The 22,457-nt window shown below is 70.3% G+C and carries 22 protein-coding genes and 1 tRNA gene; 7 read left to right on the forward strand and 16 right to left on the reverse strand.

The window, feature by feature from the left end; translation table 11 throughout:
• Positions 1-3: 3 nt before the first annotated feature.
• The 3 genes from G9C85_RS07690 to G9C85_RS07700 all read right to left on the reverse strand — a co-directional run bounded on the left by G9C85_RS07690 (position 4) and on the right by G9C85_RS07700 (position 3,357).
• A complete protein-coding gene (locus tag G9C85_RS07690; RefSeq protein ID WP_166038523.1) occupies positions 4-660 on the reverse strand; it encodes a lactate utilization protein in 657 nt (218 codons plus the stop codon).
• A gap of 278 nt (positions 661-938) precedes the next feature.
• The gene (locus G9C85_RS07695; protein WP_166038525.1) at positions 939-1,808 is read right to left on the reverse strand and encodes a hypothetical protein; all 870 of its coding nucleotides are present in this window, start codon (positions 1,806-1,808) and stop codon (positions 939-941) included.
• A gap of 454 nt (positions 1,809-2,262) precedes the next feature.
• Positions 2,263-3,357: an archaeosine biosynthesis radical SAM protein RaSEA gene (locus tag G9C85_RS07700; protein WP_166038526.1), complete on the reverse strand. Its 1,095-nt coding sequence runs from the start codon at positions 3,355-3,357 to the stop codon at positions 2,263-2,265.
• Between the two features lie 144 nt (positions 3,358-3,501).
• Here G9C85_RS07700 and G9C85_RS07705 point away from each other — a divergent pair, with 144 nt between their 5' ends.
• On the forward strand, positions 3,502-4,050 hold the full coding sequence (locus G9C85_RS07705; protein ID WP_166038529.1) for a hypothetical protein: 549 nt from the start codon (positions 3,502-3,504) through the stop codon (positions 4,048-4,050).
• On the opposite strand, the gene G9C85_RS07710 is transcribed toward G9C85_RS07705, so the two are convergent.
• Positions 4,008-4,397 carry a VanZ family protein gene (locus G9C85_RS07710; protein WP_166038530.1) on the reverse strand — a complete coding sequence of 130 codons (390 nt, stop codon included), beginning with the start codon at positions 4,395-4,397 and terminating at the stop codon, positions 4,008-4,010. The two genes, G9C85_RS07705 and G9C85_RS07710, sit on opposite strands and share 43 nt — an antisense overlap.
• A 116-nt stretch (positions 4,398-4,513) precedes the next feature.
• Between G9C85_RS07710 and G9C85_RS07715 the strand changes: the two genes are divergently transcribed.
• Positions 4,514-4,924 carry a GIY-YIG nuclease family protein gene (locus G9C85_RS07715; protein ID WP_166038532.1) on the forward strand — a complete coding sequence of 137 codons (411 nt, stop codon included), beginning with the start codon at positions 4,514-4,516 and terminating at the stop codon, positions 4,922-4,924.
• 13 nt (positions 4,925-4,937) lie between these two features.
• Here G9C85_RS07715 and G9C85_RS07720 read toward each other — a convergent pair whose 3' ends face one another.
• From G9C85_RS07720 to G9C85_RS07755, 8 genes are all read right to left on the reverse strand, one after another.
• Complete coding sequence (locus G9C85_RS07720; RefSeq protein ID WP_166038533.1) at positions 4,938-5,303, reverse strand: hypothetical protein; 366 nt, start codon at positions 5,301-5,303, stop codon at positions 4,938-4,940.
• 200 nt (positions 5,304-5,503) lie between these two features.
• Positions 5,504-7,285: an archaeosine synthase subunit alpha gene (arcS, locus tag G9C85_RS07725; protein WP_166038535.1), complete on the reverse strand. Its 1,782-nt coding sequence runs from the start codon at positions 7,283-7,285 to the stop codon at positions 5,504-5,506.
• Between the two features lie 458 nt (positions 7,286-7,743).
• Positions 7,744-9,225, reverse strand: coding sequence for a tRNA guanosine(15) transglycosylase TgtA (gene tgtA, locus G9C85_RS07730; RefSeq protein ID WP_166038537.1), 1,482 nt, complete (start codon positions 9,223-9,225; stop codon positions 7,744-7,746).
• 66 nt (positions 9,226-9,291) lie between these two features.
• The gene (locus tag G9C85_RS19225; protein ID WP_166038539.1) at positions 9,292-10,260 is read right to left on the reverse strand and encodes a type II CAAX endopeptidase family protein; all 969 of its coding nucleotides are present in this window, start codon (positions 10,258-10,260) and stop codon (positions 9,292-9,294) included.
• Positions 10,257-10,895, reverse strand: a complete 639-nt coding sequence (locus tag G9C85_RS07740) for an NUDIX domain-containing protein (RefSeq protein ID WP_166038541.1) — start codon at positions 10,893-10,895, stop codon at positions 10,257-10,259. Before G9C85_RS07740 ends, G9C85_RS19225 begins: the two co-directional genes overlap by 4 nt.
• Positions 10,896-11,056: 161 nt before the next feature.
• On the reverse strand, positions 11,057-12,076 hold the full coding sequence (locus G9C85_RS07745) for an alpha/beta fold hydrolase (protein ID WP_166038542.1): 1,020 nt from the start codon (positions 12,074-12,076) through the stop codon (positions 11,057-11,059).
• Between the two features lie 37 nt (positions 12,077-12,113).
• The gene (locus tag G9C85_RS07750; protein ID WP_166038544.1) at positions 12,114-12,920 is read right to left on the reverse strand and encodes an ABC transporter permease; all 807 of its coding nucleotides are present in this window, start codon (positions 12,918-12,920) and stop codon (positions 12,114-12,116) included.
• The gene (locus tag G9C85_RS07755) at positions 12,920-13,918 is read right to left on the reverse strand and encodes an ABC transporter ATP-binding protein (RefSeq protein ID WP_166038546.1); all 999 of its coding nucleotides are present in this window, start codon (positions 13,916-13,918) and stop codon (positions 12,920-12,922) included. Before G9C85_RS07755 ends, G9C85_RS07750 begins: the two co-directional genes overlap by 1 nt.
• A gap of 141 nt (positions 13,919-14,059) precedes the next feature.
• On the opposite strand from G9C85_RS07755, the gene thrC reads away from it, so the two are divergent.
• Together thrC and G9C85_RS07765 are read left to right on the forward strand one after the other, a co-directional pair.
• Positions 14,060-15,301: a threonine synthase gene (gene thrC / locus G9C85_RS07760; protein WP_166038548.1), complete on the forward strand. Its 1,242-nt coding sequence runs from the start codon at positions 14,060-14,062 to the stop codon at positions 15,299-15,301.
• 102 nt (positions 15,302-15,403) lie between these two features.
• Positions 15,404-16,636 carry a Zn-dependent hydrolase gene (locus G9C85_RS07765; RefSeq protein ID WP_166038550.1) on the forward strand — a complete coding sequence of 411 codons (1,233 nt, stop codon included), beginning with the start codon at positions 15,404-15,406 and terminating at the stop codon, positions 16,634-16,636.
• Positions 16,637-16,654: 18 nt separating this feature from the next.
• Here the strand turns inward: G9C85_RS07765 and G9C85_RS07770 are convergent, their stop codons facing one another.
• Positions 16,655-16,918, reverse strand: coding sequence for a hypothetical protein (locus G9C85_RS07770; protein ID WP_166038552.1), 264 nt, complete (start codon positions 16,916-16,918; stop codon positions 16,655-16,657).
• A 162-nt stretch (positions 16,919-17,080) separates the two neighbouring features.
• Between G9C85_RS07770 and G9C85_RS07775 the strand changes: the two genes are divergently transcribed.
• Positions 17,081-18,118: a hypothetical protein gene (locus tag G9C85_RS07775; RefSeq protein WP_166038554.1), complete on the forward strand. Its 1,038-nt coding sequence runs from the start codon at positions 17,081-17,083 to the stop codon at positions 18,116-18,118.
• Positions 18,119-18,175: 57 nt separating this feature from the next.
• On the opposite strand, the gene G9C85_RS07780 is transcribed toward G9C85_RS07775, so the two are convergent.
• Positions 18,176-18,445: a hypothetical protein gene (locus G9C85_RS07780; protein WP_166038556.1), complete on the reverse strand. Its 270-nt coding sequence runs from the start codon at positions 18,443-18,445 to the stop codon at positions 18,176-18,178.
• A complete protein-coding gene (locus G9C85_RS07785) occupies positions 18,442-20,037 on the reverse strand; it encodes a Na+/H+ antiporter NhaC family protein (protein ID WP_166038558.1) in 1,596 nt (531 codons plus the stop codon). The genes G9C85_RS07780 and G9C85_RS07785 overlap by 4 nt, the downstream gene beginning before the upstream one ends.
• A gap of 218 nt (positions 20,038-20,255) precedes the next feature.
• Here G9C85_RS07785 and G9C85_RS07790 point away from each other — a divergent pair, with 218 nt between their 5' ends.
• On the forward strand, positions 20,256-21,275 hold the full coding sequence (locus G9C85_RS07790) for a VOC family protein (RefSeq protein WP_166038560.1): 1,020 nt from the start codon (positions 20,256-20,258) through the stop codon (positions 21,273-21,275).
• A gap of 6 nt (positions 21,276-21,281) precedes the next feature.
• A complete protein-coding gene (locus tag G9C85_RS07795) occupies positions 21,282-22,004 on the forward strand; it encodes an alpha/beta hydrolase (protein WP_166038562.1) in 723 nt (240 codons plus the stop codon).
• Positions 22,005-22,321: 317 nt separating this feature from the next.
• Here G9C85_RS07795 and G9C85_RS07800 read toward each other — a convergent pair.
• Positions 22,322-22,394 (reverse strand) — tRNA-Pro (locus G9C85_RS07800).
• Positions 22,395-22,457: the final 63 nt, after the last annotated feature.

Genomic DNA, 22,457 nt, shown 5'->3' on the forward strand with positions numbered 1-22,457 from the left:
GTGTCAGTACCCGAGTTGGTCGCGGACGAGGACGACGGTCGTGCGGCCGTCCTCCATCTCCTTCCGGAAGACGAGTTGCTTCGCGATGGCGGACCCGACGCCGTAGGCTTCCTGCGCGCGCTCGTTCTCGAGGGGGTACGCGACGGATTCGAGACGGTCGAAGGCGTCGTCGAGCGTCGGGACGACCTTGTTCGTCCCGGAGACGATGACGACGTTCCCGGCGGCGAAGGGGTACGCGCCGATGCGGCTCCCGGACATGTCGGCGGCGACGAGTTCGCCGGTCGACGCGATGGCGTTGATGCCGCCGAGGAAGTAGTCCGCGGTCTGGGCGTCGCGGCGCGCGGCCTGGCGTTCTTCGTCGTCGTCGATGCTCCAGACCTGGTCGGGGAGGCTCTCCCAGTCGTGGTCGCCGGAGCCGAGGTAGTCCTCGAACCCGATCTCCTCGAGCGTCGTCGAGTGGCCGTTCATCACGGACGCGCCTGCGGGGATCTGGGACTGGACGGCGTCGAGCGCTTCGTCGGCGGTGTCGACGACGACGACCTCGAACCCGTTCGCTTCGAGGTTCGCGACGGTCTCCTCGAGCGTCTCGTCGTCGGGGTGGTCGTCGAGTCCTGTGTCGATTTCTGTGTCGTCTACGTAATCCGCTTTCTGTTGGGACATGATGAAGTACGCTTCACCGCACCGTAGCCGCCTGCCGTACTTAACGAGACGCGGACACCGGTGTTACCGGGTTACGCCGACGCCACCGCGGTGCACGCTACCACGCGACGCCCCCACGATCGTGGGACCACCCCGCACGGTCCTTTAAGTCGTTCTGGTCGCAATGGTTCATGGTGAGGAGGTCGACGCCGACGTGGTCGGCGTCAGACGCGTTTCTGTGGCTGGTTTGCTCGGGTAGCTACGGCGTCTACCGCTGACGGAGAACGGCGCGTCGCTCGCTAGCCGTCCGCGGCGACGTACTCGATTGGGAACGTGCGGTCGTCGGCGGCGCCGTTCCACCCGTAGCGGAGGTCGTGGTCGCCGTCGTCGAGTTGGTCGTCGGGCACGCGAAAGCCGCTGATGCCACCGGTGTAGCTCGTGCGTTCGGTCGCGCCGGCGTCGACGAGGATCGAGAATCGCTTCGCGGGAATCGAGGCGACGCGTGGCCCGTACCGATTCAGGCCGGCGACGAACCGCCCGGGCACGGTGCCGTCGTTCGTCACGGCGACGTCGAACGTCGGGGACTCCCCCTGGGCGAGGGTGTCCGGCGCGTCGATCGACACCGAGAACGCGGGTGCGTCCGCACGGAGGCGCTCCCGGAGGCCGGCGCGCAGTCGGTGTTCGCCGCCCGGCCACGTGACGGCCGCGTCGCTCGTCGAGTCGAACCCGCTCGCGGGGAGTTCGAACAGCAGGAGGCCGCCCAGGTCCGACTCGAACGCGCTGTCGGACTGGTAGACGCGCCAGAGTCGGGACACCGTCCGCCCGTCGTCCGGCCCGTACTCGGTGCCGTCGACCCGCAGGGCGACGTCGCGTCGGTCCACGCGGCCCTCGGAGACGAATGCGTTCGCGAGCAGGTACCGGCCGTCGCCGCCGGTCGTGCTCAGGTAGTCGGTCTCGAGGAACACCAGCGCCTGCTGGAGGGTCGCCTCGGTGACGTCGAGGGTCGCGCTCGCCGTCGTCGTCGCGTTCGTCGTCGTGGCGGTCGTCGCTTCGGTGCTCGCGGTCGTGGTCGTCGTCGTTCCCGTCGCGTCGTCGCCGTCGTCGATGCCGAGGCAGCCGGCGGTCCCGAGGGCGAGGCCGGCGGTCGCGAGGAGGCGGCGGCGCTGCATACGAGGGACGCGCTCGCCTCGCGGCATGAGTCTTCTGCAGACTGGTACGCGCGTCGTGACCGTCGACTAGTCGCGGTCAGGAATCGATCCACCCCGAATCCCGCAGTTCTTTAAGTCGGTCTGGTCGCAATGGATCATAGTGAGGAGGTTGACGCCGGGGCGGTCGGCGTCGCACGCGCTTTTCGCTGGTGTTCAATTCGGTAGTCGCGTTACAGTTTCGTCTCGTTCTGGACCGACCAGCCCTCTCCGTGACAGCACCCCGCACGGTTCTTTAAGTCGTTCTGGTCGCAATGGGTCGTAGTGAGGAGGTTGACGCCGGGGCGGTCGGCGTCGGACGCGTTTTTTGACGCCACTCAGCTCCGTAGTCGTGACGCTGTTCGTCGTTGCGAGGAACGTTCGGTCGGGAGACGCGATCGGTCAGGAGACGCGTTCGGTCGCGACGGTTCGGGGCGCGTCAGTCGACGAGCGGGGCGTTGTACTCGGTCTCGCGTTCGAGGACCGTCTCCCAGGTCGCTTCGCACTCGCAGGACACTTGCTCGAACACCGACGGGTCCTGGCGGAGGTCGAAGTCCTTGATCGCGGTCTGGACGTTGTCGTCGCACTCGCCGCAGTTGTGCGGGCCGCGGTCGCTCCCGTGCCCGACGGGGTCGCTGACGACGATGACGTCCTCGTCGGCGGTGGATTCGAGGACGTCTGCGACCGACCAGAGCCACGGCGGCCGATAGCCCCCGCGGAAGTAGAGTTCGTCGACCATCGTGTACCGCTGGACGTTGCAGGGGTTCATCGAGACGGTGTGACAGCCCTCGACGCTCGCGCACTTGCGGACGCTCGCCTTCATGTCTTCGAGCGCCTCGGGTTCCGTGAGGAACGGCGGCTTCATGAGGAGGTACGCCTTCACGCCCGCACCCGCCTCCTTCGCGGCCATCGCGGCGTCCTCGAAGTCCTCGAAGTCGAAGTACTTGTTCACGCAGTCGTGACGCACGCGGTCGGTCGCGGTCTCCAATCCGACGGCGACGTCGACGTCCAGGCCGTGCTCGGTGAAGTCCCCGACCTTCTCGGCGTCCACGAAGTCCGGGAGGCTCTCGACGACGATGCGCTCGCGGTCCCCGAACGCCTTCGCGATCGCCTGCCGAGTCTCGGCGCCGACCTCGCGCTCGTCGAGGAAGCTCCCCGACGTGTAGATCTTGATGAGGCCCGCGCGCTCGTCGTCCTCGCCGGGCTCGCCGAGGTTCTCGCGCTCGTGCTCGAGGCAGGCGTCGATCTGGTCCATGAGCGCGTCGTGCGCGACGCTCCCGCCCTCGACGGACTCGGCGACGTACCCGCACATCGTGCAACCGCCGGCGCGCGCCCACCGACACCCGCCCGTGTTGAGGATGATGGTGAGGCTGTCGTAGACGCCACCTGGCGTGTTGTCCTCGTCGAGCCACACGCGCGTCGGCTCGTGGGGGTCGTACGTCTCGTTCTTCTCCGCGCGGATGGACCGCATCACCTCGTTGTGGGCGTCCATGCCGCGTCCCCGCTCGTAGACCTCGGGACTCGGTTCGCTCATTACCGGCACCAGGGCGCGCACGCTCAAATCCCCTTCGAGTGCCCCGGCCCGCACGCGAGACGGTGCAGCGGTCGGCGTCGCCGACGACCGGCCCGAAGCACGTTGGGTGGGTCACTTCCCGTCTCGGCCCCTTCGGTCGGTGTAATGACGCAAGTCATCGCTGACCTCACCGTATCGGTGGAACGCACGTACGACGTCGACGCGAGCACGCTGTTCGACGGCCTCGCGGACCCGGAGACGCTCGGCGACGTCGAGCGCGCGACGACGGGCGAGCGCGAGAGCACGAGCGACCACGCGACGGCGACGGACGACCACCCGGCGTCGACTGACGACCACGCGGCGGCGACGGGGCCGCCACCTCGTCTCTCGCCGGGCGAGACGTACGTCGGCGACGTCGACGTCCCGATCGGTGCGGACGTGGTGTCGTTCGAGTCGTACTTCACGGTCGAGAAGCGCGAGGCGGACCGACTCGTGCTGGCCGGTGGCGGGGACGCGGACGCCGGGTCGTTCGACGCGCGCGTCGTCGTCGCCATCGCCGACGTTCCCGAGGGCGCCGTCGTGCGCGTCGACGCGCACCTGGACGTCGCCGGCGACGTCGCGGCCGTGGGGTCGCGGAGCGTACGGGACGGGATAACGCGCGTCCTCGAACGCTACCTCTCGGGCGTCGAGCGAGTGGTCGCGCGACCGTCGTAGCGACGGTACGCGCCCACGGCGCCGACGACGACCGCCGCGCCGACGACCGCGCCGGCGAGGTTCGCGACGGCGTCCAGCGCGCTCGCGGACCGATAGGGGACGCCGGCCTGGAGGAGTTCGACGAGGACGCCGTACGCGACGGCGGCCGCGACGCCGACGACCCCGCGGCCGTCCGCGTACGTCACCGCGCCGGCGAGCGTCGCGTACGCGACGCCGTGCAGCCACTTGTCGAGCCCGACGAGACCGAGCGGGCCGGCAGCCAGCCGGCCGCTTCCCGGGACGAGCGACGCGACGAGCACCCCGAGTGCGAGGACGGCCACGACGGCCCAGCGAGTGCGAGCGCTCACACCCGCACGTCTCGACCGATCGACAAAGCTCCGGTGGTCGACAGCACCGACCCGCGGCCCCGGAATCAGCCGCCGGGCCCGGAACCGACTTCCGTTCCCGGGACGGAATCCGGAGCGTGACCGGTGGCACGTACTCGCTCGTCCTCGACGTCGCGCGGGACGCCACCGTCGACGTCGGCGCCCTCGGCGCGCTCAAGATACCGGCCGGGACGTACGCGTACACGGGGAACGCGTTCGGCCCGGGCGGATTCGGCAGGGTCGACCGGCACCGCGAACTCGCCGCCGGCGACCGCGACACCACGCACTGGCACGTCGACTACCTCCTCGCGCACGACGCCGCCAGCGTCCGCGACGTCGTCACGACCCCAGGAGCCGACGTCGAGTGCGCGGTCGCGAAACGCCTCCCAGCGGGGCCCGGCGACGGCTTCGGCGCGTCGGACTGCGCGTGCGACGGCCACCTCGCCGCCGGCGTGACGCGCGACGCCGTCGCCGCCGCGCACCGCGACGCGCTCGACGACGTCGAGTGATCGACCCGCGCGGTCAGGACGTGGTCTTGTCGACGACGACGCAGTCCGCATCGTCGAGCGCGGTCGTGAACTCGTCGCGGCGACCGACGCCAGCGCCGAGTTCCACGAGCAGGCGGGCGTGCGCAGACCGGGTCGCGTCGACCGCACCCGGCTCGAACCCGAGCCGGTCCGCGATCGCCGCCCAGCGGTCGCCGTCGACGAAGAAAGCCACCAGGCGGTCGTCCTCGTACGCGCACTCGCACTCGTCGCGGTACGTCTCGAGACGTAGCGAGAGGTCGGCCTGCACGACCGACAGCAACTCCGCCAGTCGCTCCGCGCGGACGACGCCCGCGTTCGCCGTGCCCGACAGCACCGGCTCCGGGAAGGGGTGGTCCTTCACCCGCGCACCCCCGGGCTCGGCGTGGATGGCGCCACGTCCAGAAGCATACCACGACGTCGGTCTCGTGGACGGATAAAGACGCCAGGCAACAGGTTCGTCCCCGGAGAGTGGTTCGCTGCCGGAGCGCAGACGAGTCGTCGGAGCGCAGACGAGTCGTCGGAGCGCAGACGAGTCGTCGGAGCGCAGACGAGTCGTCGCCGTCAGCGCTCCTCGACGTGCCGGATCGAGCACGCCTCGCCGCGGGTCGCCGCGACCATCGCGGAGCCGTGCATCTGTGCGCGCCCGACCGCGAACGCCTTCGGGCCGGAAACGACGACCTCGTCGCCCTCGCGGATGTCGGCGTCGGCGTCGACGACGCCCGGCGCGAGCACGCTCCCGTGGGGCACGAACTCGTCGATCTCGACGCGCTTCGTCGGCACGTCGCCCTCGACCCACCGGTGCGCGCCGTCGAGCGTGAGCGAGAGCGTCCCGTAGTTCGGGACCATCGTCGCGAGCTGCGGCGCGGCGTTCTGTTCGTCGCCCGCCGACGGCGGTTCGTCCGCGCGCACCTGGAGCTTCGGGTACCGGCTCGTCGTCTTGAACTCTCCGAGGAGGTCGTCGCCCGCGCCCGCACCGAACTGGTAGTCCGCGATGGCGCGAATCGTGTTGTGCTGGCGTTCGCGCTTCCGGTACGCGCGCTCGCCCTCGAGCGCCGCCCCGAGGTTCGCGAGGCTCTCGTCGGTCGTCGGGTGGTCCGCGACCGTGAACTCCACTGGCAGGTCGGGGTGAGCCTCCAGCGCGCGGTCGACGATCTCGCGGTAATCCGCGGGGACGTGCGCGATCACTCGCGGGTAGTCGTTCGCGTCCAGGTACCGCTTCAGGACCTCCGCGACGAACTCGATCTCGCCCGCGGTCCACTCACCGGTGACGACCGTATCGTAGTGCTGGGCGGGGTACGTGAGCTCGAGCTCTTGCGGGACGACGCCGATCGGCGACGTGATAGACGCGACGTGCGCGCGGTACTGGATGACTTCGTGGAACTGGTAGTGGCTCTGGGAGTCGCTGTAGGGCTTCGTCGCCGAGCACGGGACGAGGACGAGCGGCCGGTCGAACCGGCACTCGTAGCGTTCGGTGACGCGCTGCGCGAACCGCTGGATCTCCACGCGATTGAGGGTGTCCTCGGTCGTGGCGTCCATGTGCGCGTTCCGGTAGATCGGCGTCCGGGCCTCGAGGTAGCCGTACTGCTGGTCGAGTTCGCGGACGAGCGCGGTCAGCCACTGGTCCTGGCGCGCCTGCCCCTCGACGTAGTCCCGGAGGCGGCCGTCGCGGATGCGCTTGCGGACCCGTGCCAGTTCCGCTTCGAGGACGGCGACGTTGTGGTCGACGCAATCCTGGCGGTCGAACTCGTCGCGCGGCTGCCGGCACGCCTCGCACGCACAGGGGAGTTCGTCGAGTTCGTCGAGCCGGTGGTTCTCGTCCGTCGTCAGGTACCGTCCCTGGGTGCCGGCGGCGACGGCGCGGTCGGCGTCGAACAGGTCGACGCCGGCGTACGCGAGCACCGCGACGTTCCGCGGGGTCGCCGCACCCGACAGGTAGACCGCGGCGTCCTCCGGAACGGCGTCCTTGACGGCGAGGATGGCCTCGGCGAACCCGCGGCCGTGCCCGAGGAACCCCTGGACGTCCGAGAGGACGTACGCGTCGGCACCGCAGTCCTGGACGTGCTCGGAGTGGACGACGACGGCGCTCGGGTAGTCGACGTCCGGATAGGAGACGGCGAACGACTCCGCGACCTCGTCGGCGGTCCCCGCTGGGAGCCCGCGATGGGGGAGGACGGTGAGGGCGCCGTCGTCGCCGTCGGGGACGTCGCGATGCTCGGGCCACAGGCCGCCGGCGTCCTCGACGACGTCGTCGACGAGCGCGGGCGTCCGGACGGGGTCGGCGAGGCGCAGGGTGGCGACTCTCGCGGCGCCGTCGCGCGAGAGCACCTCGAAGTACTCGGTCATGCCGCGTCGTCGGTCCCGCTCGCTCCTGTATCTTCCCTTCTCCGCGCCCGCCGGGAGCGCCCCGGTCGTCGGTCGAGACGAGGAATCGATCCGCTCGGCGACGGCGACGGTACCAGCGTCTCGTCGACCGGTTCCTCGAGGCTGTCCCTCCAGTCACTCGCCGCCGTCTAGACGGCGATCTCCCAAGGCACCGCCTCAGTCGGCCCATTTCGCGACTCACCTCTGCCCAAAAGTTGATTAGGCGGTACTCCCTCCTGTAACGTGGATGCCGAGGTGGGCATCCGTGTGTCAGAGGCATTCCCTCTTTCACTTCCCCCATTCCCCCCCTTTCGAACGCCCACCAGCACCGCGGCCACCGGTCCCGTCCACCCTTCGCCGCACTCGCCACCCGAACAGTCAGTCCTCGCCGCACTCGCTACCCGAACAGTCAGTCCTCGCCGCGCTCCCCACCCGAACAGTCAGTACTCAGCGTGCTCGCGTCCGTGGAGATTCACGAGCGAGACGTCGTCGGGGACGCCGTCGAGCGCGCGCTCGGGCCAGTCGCGGTGCGCGAGCGTGAACGACGCGCTCGCGCCGTCGACGAGCGCGGCGACGCCGTCGGCGGCCGCTGCGAACGCCGCCTCGTCGAGCCGCTCCGGGAGCTCCGCCGTCAGCGGGTACGTGTTCCGGAGGTCGCGCGGGAACGGCCCGAACGGCGGCTCGACCGTCCACGACGCGTCGAACGCGTCGTCGTTGTCGCCCTCCGTCAGGAGCACGTCGCCCTCGGGCGCGAGGCGGTCGAGGCGCTCGTGGTGCCGGCGGACCTCCGGCCGGCGCGCGCTCTCGCTCGAGAGGTAGAAGAACGTGTCCTTCGACGCCGAGTCCGTGCGCTCCAGCTGGTCGGCGTGCGCGAGCGCCGCGCGGTAGCCGTCGAGCATCGCCGGATGCGCACGGGCACGCGACTCGACGAGCTCGAGCAGCGAGCCGGTGCGGATGGCCTGCCGGACGCGTCGCATCTCCGCGAACGACACGTGGAGGTTGTGCGCCGCGAGTTCGTCGCCGCGCTCGCGCTCGCCGAGCGCGCGCAGCTCCGCGGGCGTGTGCTCCGTGCAGACGGGGCACGGACACGGCAGGTGCTCGAGGTCGTCGAGGTGCTTCGTCCCGCGCACCGTCAGGTAGCGGTCGTCCCGCGCGTACAGCGCGTACGCCGCCGAGTCGAAGAGGTCACAGCCCAGTGCAGCGGCGAGCGCGAACATCATCGGGTGCCCGGCGCCGAACAGGTGCACCGGACAGTCCTGGTCGAGGCCGCGCTTCGCCGCGGCGACGACGTCCACCATGTCCCCGTACCGGTAGTCGTTCATCAGCGGGACGACCGCACCGACCGGGAACACGTCCAGGTCCGTCGCCGCCGCCTGCCGGCCGGCGTCCTCGCGGAGGTCGACGTGCGTCGACCCCTGCACGGGCGCGTTCACGAGCATGTCGCCGACGTCGACGCCCTCCGCTATCGCGAGGCGCTCCTGGGTCGTACGGAGTTCCTCCTCCGCTTGCTCGTGGCTCGCGTCCGGCGGCGTCGGGATGTCCACGGGCGTCCCGACGTCGCTGCCAATGTCGTACTGGAACTGGAGGATCTCCTCGGTCGTCACGTCGATGTCGCCGTACTCCGCGAGCTGGAACGACCCCGAGTCCGTCATGATCGCGCCGTCGAACTCGAGCAAGTCGTGCAGGCCCTCCTCGAGCGCGCGCTCCCGGAGCCCGTCGCTGGTCTTGATGATGTAACTGTTCGTGATGAGGATCTGCGCACCGAACTCCTCGCGCATCCGCCTGGGTTCGAGCGTCTGGATGTTCGGGTTGACGACCGGCAGGAGCGCGGGCGTCTCCACGGTCACGCCCGCTCGCGGCACGTCGAGCCGGCCGACGCGGCCCGCGGCGTCCCAGTCGCGAGCCTCGAAGTGCTCTCTCATTGGCCGCGAGTTCGCCGGGCGCGTCGGTAAGGGTGTCGTCTCGCGGCCGCGACGCGTACAGCGGCGCTACAGGAGGAGCGCGAGCGCGTCCACCGCGGCTGCGGCTGCGGCGCCGCCGTCGGGCTGCGCGCTCTCCGGCGCGAACGTGAGCGCGACGTAGAGGAGCCCGAAGAGGACGGCGTCGTAGAGCCCGTGCACGAGCGCGGTGACGGTGACGTTCTTCGTGTACTCGTAGAGGACGCCGAACACGAGCGCGGGGAAGAACAGGATGCTGATGGTGACCGCCATCGCCGCGAGGTTCCCGATGAGCGCGACGACGTGCGCCGCGGCGAACAGCGCGCTCGCGGCGACGATGGCGACGGGCGCGGACGCGACCTCGCGGAGTCGCCGCTGGACGACGCCGCGGAACAGCAGTTCCTCGCACGGTCCGATGACGAAGATGGCGACCGGAATGAGCAGGAGGAGCGACGACGGCACCTCCTGTGCGGCCGCACCCGTCGAGTTCTCGGCGGCGGGGAGCCCGAACGTCTGCACGAGGATACTCGCCGTGAACGCGATGACGAGCGCGGCGACGGTTCCGACGACGACGAGCAGGCTCCCGCGGAGGTCCGGGACCGCGACGCCGATCGCGGAGAGCGATTCGCCGCGCCATCGCAGGTACGCGAACCCACCGATGGCGAGCCCGGCCTGCGTCCCGAGCAGCGACCCGATGAGCACCGGTATCGACGTGATCTCGTAGCCGGCGAAGAAGAGCGCGATCCCGATGCCGATCGCGAGCGCGAACGCGGCGACGAACGACAGGACGACCGTCACGAGCACCTCGCCGCTCGCCCGCGCCAGCCCGCCCGATCCGCGACCCGTCTGCCAGGGCGGGACGTCCGCGTCGATGCCCGCGTCGGGCGTCCGCACCGCGCCGTCCCCGCCCGTCGCCGCCGTATCGGCCGGCGACGTCGAGTCGACCGGCGACGTCGAGCGACCACTGCGATCGCCGCCGTCGCGGCGGTCGGCGTTTCGGTCGTCGCGGTCGTCGCTCACGTTCCCTCACCTCCCGGCGTCGCGGCCGGCTCGTCTTCGGCGGCTGCGTCGACGCTCGAAGCGCCGTCGAGGACGCACTCGAGCGCGTACCGCGTGACGGCGACGTGCGTGCGGCCGTCGCGGATCTCGCCGTCGCGGACTGCTTCGAGGAGGTCGGCGAACGCGGCGGTGTCGACGCGGATGCTCTCGTCGAAGTCGAGGTCCTGTTCGCCCGCGTGCTCGCACCCGGTGGCGACGTAGACGTGATGCACGCTGTCGAGGAGACCGTTCGCGGGCTCGACCGTGCAGAGGTGCGAGACGTCGCCCGCGTCGTACCCGGTCTCCTCGCGGAGTTCGCGCCGGGCGGCGACCGCGAGGTCGTCGTCGTCGGCCTCCGTGGATCCGGCGGGCAACCCGCGGTTCACCCGGGAGACCGCTTGCCGCCACTCCTCGATGACGACCACGTCGTCGTCGCGGCCGCCGTCGCCGACGAACGGCAGGACGACGACCGCGGGCGGCTCGGTGAGGTAGTCGAAGTCCGTGTCGGTGCCGTCGGGGAGGCGGACGTCCTGGTGGACGACCTCGAACCCGGGACAGGTGTAGGCGACCTCGCTGGCGCGAGTCTCCCACGCCAGCGGATCGGCGTCGGCTGTCATACCCGGGGGTTCGATGTCGTCCACCTTACCGTTTGGTGTCGAGCGTGCCGTCGCGTCGGCGCTATCGTTCGCAGTCGGTCGCGTCGGCGCTATCGTTCGCAGTCGGTCGCGTCGGCGCTATCGTTCGCAGTCGGTCGCGTCTTCTCGACGAACGCGACCGGTCACGCCGACTCGGGTTCGAAGTGCGCGAGCAGTTCGTCGCTCGCGCGCTCGGGCGCGTCGAGTTGCACCCAGTGGCCGGCGTCGGGGATGCGTTCGACGCGCAGGTCCGACACCCAGCGGTCGAGGCCGTCGAGGTTCGCGGGGACGAGCGCCTCGTCGCGCTCGCCCCACGCGACGACCGTCGGCGCGTCCACGACGCCGTCGGGCATCGGGATCGACGCCGAGACGAACGGGAGCTGGTCCCTGATACCTTCGCGCACGGACGACCGGTAGTAGTTCAGGGCCGCGCTCGCCGCCCCCGGCCGCAGGAGCGCCTGCCGGTAGTGCCGGAGTTCGCGCTCGGGCATCGCATCGGCGAACACGTCCTCGAGGAGTGCGGCGTCCTTCCGCGTCAGCCCGTACTCCGGAAGTCGGGGAAGCTGGAAGTAGAACATGTACCACGAGCGCTTCAGCTGTGCCGGCGTCCGCAAGAGTTCGCGGAACCGCTCGGGGTGGGGCGCGTTCAGGACCCCAAGTCGGTCGACGACGTCCGGGCGTCGGATGGCGGTCGCCCACGCGACCCCACCACCCCAGTCGTGGCCGACGACGTGCGCCCTCGCCGTCTCGGGGTCTGCGTCCGCGCCGTCGCCATCGCGATCCGCGTCCGCGCCGTCGCCATCGCGATCCGCGTCCGCGCCGTCATCGCCCGGGCTCTCGCCGTCGTCACTGGCGTAGTGCTCGACGAGCGCGGCGACGTCCGCGACGAGGCGGTCGATCCGGTACTGGTCGACGCCGCGGGGCTTCTCGCTCTCGTTGTACCCCCGCATGTCCGGGACGACGACGCGATACCCCGCGTCCGCGAGCGCCGGAATCTGCTCGCGCCACGAGTACCAGAACTCCGGGAACCCGTGCAGGAGCACGACGACGTCGCCGTCTTCGGGCCCGGCGGTGACGACGTGCAACCGGACGTCGTCGGCGACGACGTGCTCGCGCTCGAGGTCCGCGTCGACGTCGCGCGCGAGCGTCTCGAAACTCGCCATGGGTGGCGTTTCGGACGGCGGGCGTGTAATTCCTCCGTCACTCCGTCAGGCCGTAGCCGCGCTTGACGAGCGCGACGTCGATCGCGAACACGACCGCGGTCGCGCCGGCGAGCACGCCCAGGGAGAGCCACGGGTGGAGGACGTTCGAGTCGAGGAAGCCGTAGCGGACGGCGTCGACCGTGAACACCATCGGGTTGAGGAAGGAGAGCGTGTACGCGATGCCGTCGAGGGCGTCGAGCGGGTAGAAGACGCCACCGAAGAAGACGAGCGGGCGGATGAGGAACTGGTTGAGGACGGTGAGGTAGTCGAAGTCCCGCGCCCAGAGTCCGCCGACGACGCCGAAGCACGCGAACAGCGCGGCGACGAGCGTGAGCGCGACGGCGAGGTAGACTGGGTGCGCGACGGAGACGAGCGAGTACGCGGGGTGCGCGACGGTGAACGCGACGCCGACGATCGCGATGATGACGCCGACGAGGACGCCGCGGAGGGTGCTGGCGGCGACGTACGCGAACGTGATCTGCCCGTAACTCAGCGGACTCGTGAGGACCTCGTGGATGTACTCGTTCCAGCGCCCGTGGAATATCGAGAACGAGGCGTTCTCGAAGCCGTTCGAGACCGCGCCGAGGACGACGAGGCCGGGGAGCACGAACAGGATGTACGGGATGCCGTCGCCGTAGCTCCCGATGCGTTCGCCGAGGATGACGCCGAACACCGCGAAGTAGAGGACGTTGTTCACGAACGGCGGCAGGAACGTGTTCCGGGGGCGGCGGACGTACCGGAGGATCTCGCGGCGCACGAGCGTCACCGTCCCCGTGGAGAGGCCGGGGACGCGTTCGACGCCCATCACGCTCGCGTCACCTCCGCGTCCTCGGCGGACGACGAATCGCCGGACTCGTCGGCGTCGCCGCGCGTGGTGCTGGCGTCTTCGCCGGTCATCTGGACGAAGATCTCCTCGAGGCTCGTCCGCGAGACGTCGAGGTCGACGACGGTGTGACCGGTCGCCTGGAGGTTCGAGACGACGTCCGCGACCGCGCGCCCGCCGTCCTCGACGCGGACGGTGAGTCGGTCGCCCTCGATCGAGGTGTCGAGGACGGCGTCTGTGTCGAACGTCGGCACCTCGGCTGGGGCGTCCGCGAGCGTGACCGTGATCGTGTCCGTGCCGCGACTCATGAGGTCCTCGGGCGTCGCCACGTCGAGCTTCTTCCCCTCGTCCATGACGGCGACGCGGTCGCAGAGGCGTTCGGCCTCCTCGATGTAGTGCGTCGTCAGGAGGACGGTCGTCCCGCTCTCGTTGAGTTCACGGACGACGCGCCAGAGGTCGCGGCGGAGCTGGACGTCGACGCCCGCGGTCGGTTCGTCGAGGATGAGGAGGTCCGGGTCGGTGACGAGCGCGCGAGCGAGCAAGAGCCGGCGCTTCATGCCGCCGGAGAGCCAGTCGAAGCGCTCGTCGCGCTTGTCGTAGATGCCGACCCGTTTGAGAGCCTCGTCCGCGCGCTCGCCGGCTTCCTCGGGCGGGATGCCGTGGTAGCCGGCCTTGTGCTCCAGCACTTCGCGGATCGGGAAGAACCGGTCGACGTTGTACTCCTGGGGCGCGAGCCCGATGGCGTCCCTGGCGTCTCGGTAGTCGTCGACGACGTCGTGCCCGAACACCTCAGCGCGCCCGTCGGTCTTCCGCGTGAGGCCGACGAGGATCTCGATGAACGTCGTCTTCCCCGCGCCGTTCGGTCCGAGGAGCCCGAAGAACTCGCCGTCCTCGACGCGGAGGTCGAGGCCGTCGAGCGCCCGGAGGTCGCCGTACTCCTTCACGAGGCCCTCGACCTCGATGGCGGGCGTAGCAGTCATTGTCAGTACTCGGCGATTGCGACGCAAAAGGCCCGCGGAACGCGACCGCGGCCGTGAGCGATGACGACGAGGCTGCGAGCACGGAGACGGCTCCCTGCCGGTGGGGCGTCGCTTAAGTCGCGGTCGCCCGATTCGACTCGTATGACCATGGACCACGTCGACGCGCTCGAGTGCACGCTGTGCGGGGCCGAGTACGACCCGGACCAGGTGATCTACACGTGCCCCGAGCACGAGGGCGTGAAGGGCATCCTGGAGGTGACGTACGACTACGACGTCGTCCACGACCGCTTCGACGCGCCGCTCGACGGCGTCGTCGACAGCCAGTGGAAGTACGCGGCGTTCCTGCCCGTGCACGACGACGCGGAGGTGGTGACGCTCGACGAGGGCGGCACCGACCTGTTCGACGCGCCGAACCTGAGCGACGCGCTCGGCGTGGAGACGCTCGTGAAGGACGACGGCCGGAACCCCACGGGGTGCTTCAAGGACCGCGCCAGTTCCATCGCGGTGACGAAGGCCAAGCACGCGGGCAGAGACGTCGTGACGTGTGCGTCGACGGGGAACGCGGCGGCATCGCTCGCGGGGTACGCCGCCCGGGGCGGCCTCGACGCGCGCATCTTCGTCCCCGGCGACGCCCCGACGGGGAAGCTCGCGCAGCCGCTCGTCTACGGTGCGGACGTGCTCGCCGTCGACGGGTCCTACGACGAGGCGTACGACCTGAGCGTCGACGTGACCGACGAGTACGGCTGGTACAACCGGAACGCCGCCATCAATCCGTTCCAGGTCGAGGGGAAGCGCACGGTCGGGCACGAACTCGCCGGCCAGACGAGCGCGCGCGGCGACGTCCCGGACTGGCTCGTCTTCTCGATGGGCGACGGCTGCACGATCGCGGGCGCGTGGAAGGGCTTCCGCGAGTTCCGCGACCTCGGGTACGTCGACGACGCGCCGAAGATGCTCGGCGTACAGGCGACCGGCGCGTCCAGCATCCACGACGCGTTCCACGGGCACGACGACGTCGACGACGTCGCGGACACGCTCGCCGACAGCATCGCCGTCGGCCGACCCCGGAACACGGTGAAGGCGTGCCGGGCGCTCGAGGAGAGCGGCGGCACGGCACTGCTCGTCGACGACGACGACATCCTCGACGCGCAGACGCTCCTCGGCCGCACCGAGGGCATCTACTCGGAGCCCGCGGGCGCGACGGCGCTCGCCGGTCTCCAGCGCGCGCTCGCGGAGGACGTCGTCGAGCGCGACGAGACCGTCGTCGTCTGCTCGACCGGGTTCGGCCTGAAGGACACCGAGAGCGCGCTCGACGCGACGGACGGCGTCACTGCCATCGACCCGCGGATGGAGGACGTCCGGGACCTGTACGGGAGCGCCGAGTAGGACGCGAAGCGAGCGCTCGCCACCGTCGCGGCCGCCCTCGCCGCCGCGGCAGCACTCGTCGACGCCCGAACGGTAATGGGCTCCCGGCGGATTCCTTCCCGCATGAGCAAGGTCACCCTCGACGAGCGTCGGTTCCGCGAGCGCTTCGAGGAGTTCAACGAGATCGGTGCGACAGCGGCCGGCGGCGTCGACCGGCCCGCGCTCTCGGACGAGAACCGGGCGGCGCGGGACCTGCTCGTCGAGTGGTTCCGCGACGCCGGCCTCGAGGTCCGCATCGACGAGATGGGCAATATCTTCGGACGACGCGAGGGCCGAGAGCCGGACGCCGACCCCGTACTGTTCGGGTCGCACGTCGACAGCCAGTACAACGGCGGGCGGTTCGACGGCGTCGTCGGCGTGCTCGGCGCGCTCGAGGTCGTCCAGGCGCTGGACGACGCCGGCGTCGTCACCGACCGCCCCCTCGAGGTCGTGTCCTGGAGCAACGAGGAGGGCGTGCGCTTCCAGCCGGACATGCTCGGGAGCGGCGTCTACGCGGGCCAGTTCGACCTCGAGTACGCCCTCGGCGTCGAGGACGACGACGGCAGGACGTTCGGTGACGAACTCGAACGCATCGGGTACGACGGCGACGCGCCCTGCGAGGCCGACGGCGTCCACTGTTACTTCGAACTGCACGTCGAACAGGGACCCTACTTGGAGGACGCGGGCCTGAGCGTCGGCGTCGTCGAGGGCGTGTTCGGGTTCTCGTGGATGAACGTCGCGTTCGAGGGGCAGGCGAACCACGCCGGACCGACGCCGATGGACATGCGCCAGGACGCGTTCGTCGCGACCGCGGACGTGACGAAGGCGGTGCGCGAGCTGACGGCGACCGGCGGCGAGGACCTCGTCGGCACCGTCGGGAGCGTCGACGTCTGGCCGAACGCGATCAACGTCATCCCCGAGCGCGTCGAGTTCACGGTCGACGTCCGCTCGTACGACGACGACGTCGTCGACCGGGCCGTCGACCGCGTCCGCGAGGAGGTCGCGTGGGCGGCCGACCGCGAAGGCCTCGAGTTCGCGTTCGAGGAGATCATGCGCCTCGACGCGAGCGCGTTCGACGACGACTGCATCGAGACGATAGCCGCGGCCGCCGCGGACGCGGGCTACGAGTACGAGCGCCTCGTCAGCGGCGCCGGCCACGACGCGAGCTATCTCAACGCGATCGCGCCGACGGGCATGATCTTCGTCCCGAGCGTCGACGGCGTCAGCCACCGCGAGAGCGAGTTCACCGAGTGGGCGGACGTCGTCGCCGGCACCGAGGTGCTCCTTCGTGCGGTCCGGGAGCAAGCGACGGTCTGAGCGAACGACGGAGCGGAGTCACTCGAAGACGCGGCTCTCCTCGCGGAGCGCGTTCGCCTCGTCGAGTACGTCCGCGAACTGGTCGGCGAGCATCGCGACCTGCACCTCGTTCCCCTCGTCGTCCTCGGCGACGAACTTCACCTGGCTGTCGCCGAACTCCCGGACTTCCGCGTCGGCGACGTCGAACAGCTTCGCCTCCGCGGACTTGTTCGGCGCGCCGACGTTCTTGATGGAGCCGTCCTTGAGTTCGATCATGAAGTCGGAGACGTTGATGTTGAGCACGCTCGCCGGTTGCGCGCAGTCGGTGAAAAAGGTGCGAGTCCCCGAGTCCGGCTCTTCGCCGGGACTCCAGCACTCGTCGAAGAGCCGAGAGTGAGTCGACCCGCGAGATTCGTCTGCGCATTGTGCCTGATTTAATACGTGTCGGCTCGTCGATTGGAGTATATGGCTCCGATATACGCGCTGGAGGACATCGAGGACGCGTTCGAGTTGACGCGAGCGCTCCTCACGCCGTTCGACCGGTCGCAGTGGCTCCGACTCGCGCTCGTCGCGTTCTTCGTCGGTGGCGCGGGTTCGGCCGCGAACCCGTTCCAGTGGCTGTTCAGCGGCGGCAACGGTGGCAGCACCGACGTCGGCGGGTCGCCCGGAACGGGCGGGTTCGACGTGACGACCGAGCTACTCTTGCTCGTCGCCGTGATCGTCGTGGCGTTCCTCGCGATAGCGCTCGCGTTCGCGTTCGTCGGCGCCGTCATGGAGTTCGTGTTCGTCGAGTCGCTCCGCGAGCGCGAGGTCCACGTCCGCGAGTACGCGAGCGCGCACTGGCGGCGCGGCCTGCGGCTGTTCGGGTTCCGCGTCGCAGTCGGGCTCCTCGCGCTCGCGGGCGTCGCCGTGCTCGTCGCACCGCTCGTCTTCGCCGCACTCGACCCCGGCTCGTTCGCCGGTGGACTGTTCGTCCTCTCGATATTCGTCCTGTTCGCCGGCGGGTTCGCGCTCGCGCTCGTCCTCGGCCTCGTCAGCGGGTTCACGACCGCGTTCGTCGTTCCCGTGATGCTCGTCGACGACTGCGGCGTCCTCGCCGGCTGGAAGCGACTCCTGTCGTCGATCCGTAGCGACCCCATCCAGTACGTCGCGTACGCGCTCGCCGGCGTGTTCCTCGGCATCGGCGCGAGCACGTTCGTCGCGTTCGCCGCCGGCATGCTCGTCCTCGTGCTCCTCGTGCCGTTCGCGGTCCTGTTCGGGATCGGATTCGCGGTGCTCGCAGCCGGCCCCGACCTCCTCGGCCTCGCACTGCTCGTCGTCGTCGGCGTCCTGTTCGCGCTCGCCGTCGCCGTCACGTTCGCACTCGTTCAGGTCCCCGTCGTGACCTTCCTCCGGTACTACGCGCTGCTCGTGCTCGGCGACGTCACCCCCGACCTCGACGCCATCCCCGACCAGCGCGCGAGCGTGCGCGAACCAGAACCGACCGAGTCGACGGCGACGTAGCACCGTCCGACGACCACTCGATGGCAGTCGCGGCCGCCAGTCGCTACCGAGCGAGCACTAGAACGCGGAGTCGCCCACGGTCTCGAGGTAGACGGCAGTCCCGGTGTGCGCGTCGTCGTCGAAGCCGGTGACGCGGCAGCGCACGCGCTTGTCGACGAGGCCCGGGTCGGCGTCCTCCAGGCGGATGATGCTGTCGCCGACGCGGACGACGGGCGTCCCGTCGTCGTCGACGCCGGTGACGAACGCGGAGAGCTCCTCGCCGACGTCGAACGACGGCGTGTGCGTGCGGAACCCCCAGCCCTTCGCGTACTTTTCGAGGAGGCTCATACGCGCGCCACCTCATCGGCCTCGCGGTCGGTCGTGTACTCCAGCCCGAACCCGGTGAGTGCCGAGAAGAGGAACACGCCGACGAGCAGCCAGCCGTGGAAGACGTACGGGAACACGTCAGCGGGATTGACGACCATCGCTTGCGTGAACCACTCGTACTGGCCGGGGAGCTCCGTGAGCGTCGCGTACCCGACGAGGAGGCCGCCCGACCACGGGAAGATGTACCCGAGCGCGGACGTGTTCGCGTCGAGGATGTTCGCGCGCCGGTAGCCGTTGATGTTGAAGCGCTCGCCGAGGCGCGCGATGTACGGCGCGATCGCGATCTCGGCGGCGGTGTTGATCGTGATCATCGCGTTCACGAGCGCGGTGCCGAGCACCATCGTCGTCTCCGCGCGCCGGACGGAGGTGGCGACCGACTCCAGCAGCCAGTCCTGGATCGCCTGGAATCCGCCGCCGCGGATCATGATCTGCGCGCCAGCGACGATGAGGAGCACGAGCACGATGAGCGGGAAGAACCCGGCCGCGCCCGAGTAGATGCTCCCGCCGACGCCCGCGCTCACGCCCTCCCGGGAGACGTCGACGAGTTCGACGAACGGAAGGAACGAGAGCGTCTGTGCGGCCGCGAGGTCCTCGGACGCGCGGAAGACGAGCATCTCCGAGACGGGCGCGAGTCCGAGCGCGACGTTGAACGCGACCGCGACGACGAGCCCCCACGAGATCGCTTCGACGATGTGCCGGCCGCTCACGGCGGTCCCGATGACGGCGAGCATCGACGCGAGGTGGACGAGCCCGAGCGGGTCGCTGTTCTCGACGAACAGCGACTGCGCTTGCCCGGACACCTCGACGCCCGTCATGAGCTGGCCGGCGACGACGTACGCGACGAACGCGACCACGGCCGCCGTGATCGCGTACTTGAATCGCGACGCGACGACGCCGCCGATGTCGGCGTCCTGTGTGACCGCGCTCACGATGGTGGTGTCCGAGACCGGCGCGAGGTTGTCGCCGAACACCGCGCCGGAGAGGATCGCTCCGAACAGGAGGACCGGGTTGGCGCCGAGGAGGACGCCGGCGGGGAAGAACAGCGCGCTGAACGCCACCGTGGCGCCGTACCCGGTGCCGATGCCGGTTGCGAGGAGCGCACAGAGGACGAACGTGGCTGCAGGGAACAGGGCCGCGCCGAGGCCGGCGGCGTCGGCCGCCCACACGAGGCCACCGACGAACCCGCCGGCCTGAATGGTCGCGGCGAACATGCCCGCCCAGAGCCACGCGACGACCGCGGTCGCGGCGACCCGGCGCGTCATCCCCTGGAAGATCGTGTTCGCGTACGTCGCCCACGAACCCTCCACGAAGAACAGGCCGAGGACGAGGCCGACGAGCATTCCGGCGACGAGTCCGGTGGTGTCGCCGATCCGTAGGACGCCGCTCTGGACGATCGCCCAGAGCACGAAGAACGCGAGCGGGAGCGCGCTCAGCCACTTCCCGCCGCGGAACTCGATGTCGGGGTCGTCGCCCGCACTGGCGGCGAGGTCCGCCCGCACGTCGTCGTCGAGGGCGGTCTCGTCCGAGGTCGGTCGGTCGCGATCGTGAGGCATCTGTAGCGGGGCGAAATGCGTGCGCGGACAAGAACCTGCCCTTGCAGAGCCGCTGCGCGTGAATACTTCTGATCGACCCGGACGGCGTCTCTTCGACGCTGGCGGTCGCGACAGACCGCACTCCTTTGACGCTGGCGGTCGCGACAGACCGGACCCCTTCGACGCTGGCGGTCGCGACAGACCGCACTCCTTTGACGCTGGCGGTCGTTCCACGGGACATGCTCCCCGACACGCCCGGCATCCACCACGTCACGTCGATGGTGGGCGACCCGCAGGCGAACGTCGACTTCTACGCGGACGTCCTCGGCCTCCGCCTCGTCAAGCGAACCGTCAACCACGAGGACGTCCTCCGGTACCACCTCTACTACGGGAACGACCGTGGCGACCTCGGTACCGTCTACACGTGCTTCCCGTATCCGAACGAGCCGCCGGGGCGAGTCGGGCCACCCCAGATTGCAGCCGCGTCGTTCGCGGTCCCACCGGCGTCGCTCCCCTACTGGCGGGACCGCCTCGAAGCTAGCGGCGTCGACGTCGAGCGCCGCGAGCGCTTCGACGAGACCGTCCTCCAGTTCGTCGACCCCGCCGGGACGCGCCTGGAACTCGTCGGCGCGCACGCGCCCGTCGACCCCTACGCGGCCGGCCCGATCCCCGCCGAGCACGGCATCCGTGGCGTCCACGGCGTCACCGCGCTCCCCGTCGACCCGTTCCAGACCGCGAGCGTCCTCGAGACGCTCGGCCTCGACGCCGTCGGGCAGGACGGCGACCGCGTCCGCTACCGCGCCGACGGCCCGCACGCGACCGTCGTCGACGTCCTCGACCGCGGCGCCGCGAGTGCCAGCGACGACGACGCCGCCGAGAACGACGACGACGCACCCGCGGACGCCGGTCGCGTCGGCGGCGTTGCGTTCGGGCGCGAGGGCGTCGGTACCATCCACCACGTCGCCGTGCGCGTTCCCGACGAGGACGCGCTGTTCGCGTACCACGACCTGTTCCGCGAGCGCGACGTGCAGGTGTCCCGCGTCCGCGACCGCCACTACTACCGGTCGGTGTACGTCCGCGAGCCCGGCGGCATCCTGATCGAGCTCGCGACCGAGGACCCCGGCCTCGCCGTCGACGAGCCCATCGAAGCGCTCGGTTCCTCGCTCGTGCTGCCGCCGTGGGCCGCCGAGGACCGCGAGATGATCGAATCCCAGCTCCCGGCCGTCGACTTCCCGGACCAGCCCGGCGGTGGTGAGTAGTCCGCGATGACGACCGACGACGGCGAATCGCCGACCGCGGCCGCGCCGGCGCCCCACGGCGGCCGGTCGGTCGTCACCGCCGGCGCACCGCGCGGCGGGACCGAGGTCGTCGTCCTCGCGCTCCACGGCCGCGGCGCGACCGCGCAGGGCGTCGTGAACCTGCTCGACCCCGTGTATCGCCACGGCGTCACGTTCCTCGCCCCCGACGCGCACCGCAGCCGCTGGTACCCCTACGCCGCGACCGCCGGCCGCGAGCGCAACGACCCCGACCTGTCGTCGGCGATCGCCGTCGTCGACGCGCTCGTCGCCCACGCCACCAGCGCGTTCGACGTGCCCAGGGAGCGCGTCGTCCTCGCCGGGTTCTCGCAGGGCGCCGTCGTCGCCGCCGAGTACGCCCTCCAGCACCCCGCGCGGTACGGCGCCGTCGTCTGCCTCGCCGGCGCCGCCATCGATCCCGAGCGCGACTTCATCGAACGCCACGGCGAAGACGCGGCCGCGGCGAGCGAGGACGCGACCGCAGGTTCGTTCGCTGGCACGCCCGCGTACTTCGCCGTCGGTCGCGACGACCCGCACGTCCCCATTTCTCGCGTCGAAGCGACCGCCGACGCGTTCCGCGCACGCGGCGCCGACGTCACCGTCGACGTCTTCGACGACACCGGCCACGAAGTCACCGACGCCGCGTTCGACCACGTCCGCGCACTCCTCGACGGCATCGTCGACGGCGACTAGATCGTCGACGCTCGAACGCTCGCCATCTCGCACGGAGACGAGTCTCTACTCGTCGTTGTGAAGTGGAGTGAAGTGGAGTGAGATAGACCGGCGCGAATTCGGATGCGGACGAGACGTTCCGGGTCGCTCCAGTCGGTCGCTTCCCGGGCGTGCGACTCGTCGCTCCCCGCTCGCTGCGCTCGCGGGGACGCGGTTACGGCCACCCGAAGGCCGTCGCTGGGAAAGGAAGAATGCGGGAGAAGTGGGCCGGCACGAATTTGAATCGTGGTTACGGCCACCCGAAGGCCGTCGCTGGGAAAGGAAGAATGCGGGAGAAGTGGGCCGGCACGAATTTGAATCGTGGTTACGGCCACCCGAAGGCCGAAGGATACCAAGCTACCCCACCGGCCCGCGTGTCTACGTAGGTCGTGGGTCGTCTTTAAGGCTTCCGAAAGTTCGAGCGCGCGTGCGGTT

The sequence above is a fragment of the Halorubellus sp. JP-L1 genome, assembly GCF_011440375.1.
GTDB lineage: Archaea > Halobacteriota > Halobacteria > Halobacteriales > Natrialbaceae > Halorubellus.

Coding starts and splice junctions, on each gene's coding strand:
- thrC (WP_166038548.1), top strand. CDS start 14,060: ATGACCATGGACCACGTCGACGCGCTCGAGTGCACGCTGTGCGGGGCC.
- G9C85_RS07705 (WP_166038529.1), top strand. CDS start 3,502: ATGACGCAAGTCATCGCTGACCTCACCGTATCGGTGGAACGCACGTAC.
- arcS (WP_166038535.1), bottom strand. CDS start 7,285: ATGACCGAGTACTTCGAGGTGCTCTCGCGCGACGGCGCCGCGAGAGTC.
- G9C85_RS07750 (WP_166038544.1), bottom strand. CDS start 12,920: ATGGGCGTCGAACGCGTCCCCGGCCTCTCCACGGGGACGGTGACGCTC.
- G9C85_RS07765 (WP_166038550.1), top strand. CDS start 15,404: ATGAGCAAGGTCACCCTCGACGAGCGTCGGTTCCGCGAGCGCTTCGAG.
- G9C85_RS07695 (WP_166038525.1), bottom strand. CDS start 1,808: ATGCAGCGCCGCCGCCTCCTCGCGACCGCCGGCCTCGCCCTCGGGACC.
- G9C85_RS07775 (WP_166038554.1), top strand. CDS start 17,081: ATGGCTCCGATATACGCGCTGGAGGACATCGAGGACGCGTTCGAGTTG.
- G9C85_RS07780 (WP_166038556.1), bottom strand. CDS start 18,445: ATGAGCCTCCTCGAAAAGTACGCGAAGGGCTGGGGGTTCCGCACGCAC.
- G9C85_RS07790 (WP_166038560.1), top strand. CDS start 20,256: ATGCTCCCCGACACGCCCGGCATCCACCACGTCACGTCGATGGTGGGC.
- G9C85_RS07795 (WP_166038562.1), top strand. CDS start 21,282: ATGACGACCGACGACGGCGAATCGCCGACCGCGGCCGCGCCGGCGCCC.
- G9C85_RS07700 (WP_166038526.1), bottom strand. CDS start 3,357: ATGAGCGAACCGAGTCCCGAGGTCTACGAGCGGGGACGCGGCATGGAC.
- G9C85_RS07755 (WP_166038546.1), bottom strand. CDS start 13,918: ATGACTGCTACGCCCGCCATCGAGGTCGAGGGCCTCGTGAAGGAGTAC.
- G9C85_RS07785 (WP_166038558.1), bottom strand. CDS start 20,037: ATGCCTCACGATCGCGACCGACCGACCTCGGACGAGACCGCCCTCGAC.
- G9C85_RS07690 (WP_166038523.1), bottom strand. CDS start 660: ATGTCCCAACAGAAAGCGGATTACGTAGACGACACAGAAATCGACACA.
- G9C85_RS07745 (WP_166038542.1), bottom strand. CDS start 12,076: ATGGCGAGTTTCGAGACGCTCGCGCGCGACGTCGACGCGGACCTCGAG.
- G9C85_RS07740 (WP_166038541.1), bottom strand. CDS start 10,895: ATGACAGCCGACGCCGATCCGCTGGCGTGGGAGACTCGCGCCAGCGAG.
- tgtA (WP_166038537.1), bottom strand. CDS start 9,225: ATGAGAGAGCACTTCGAGGCTCGCGACTGGGACGCCGCGGGCCGCGTC.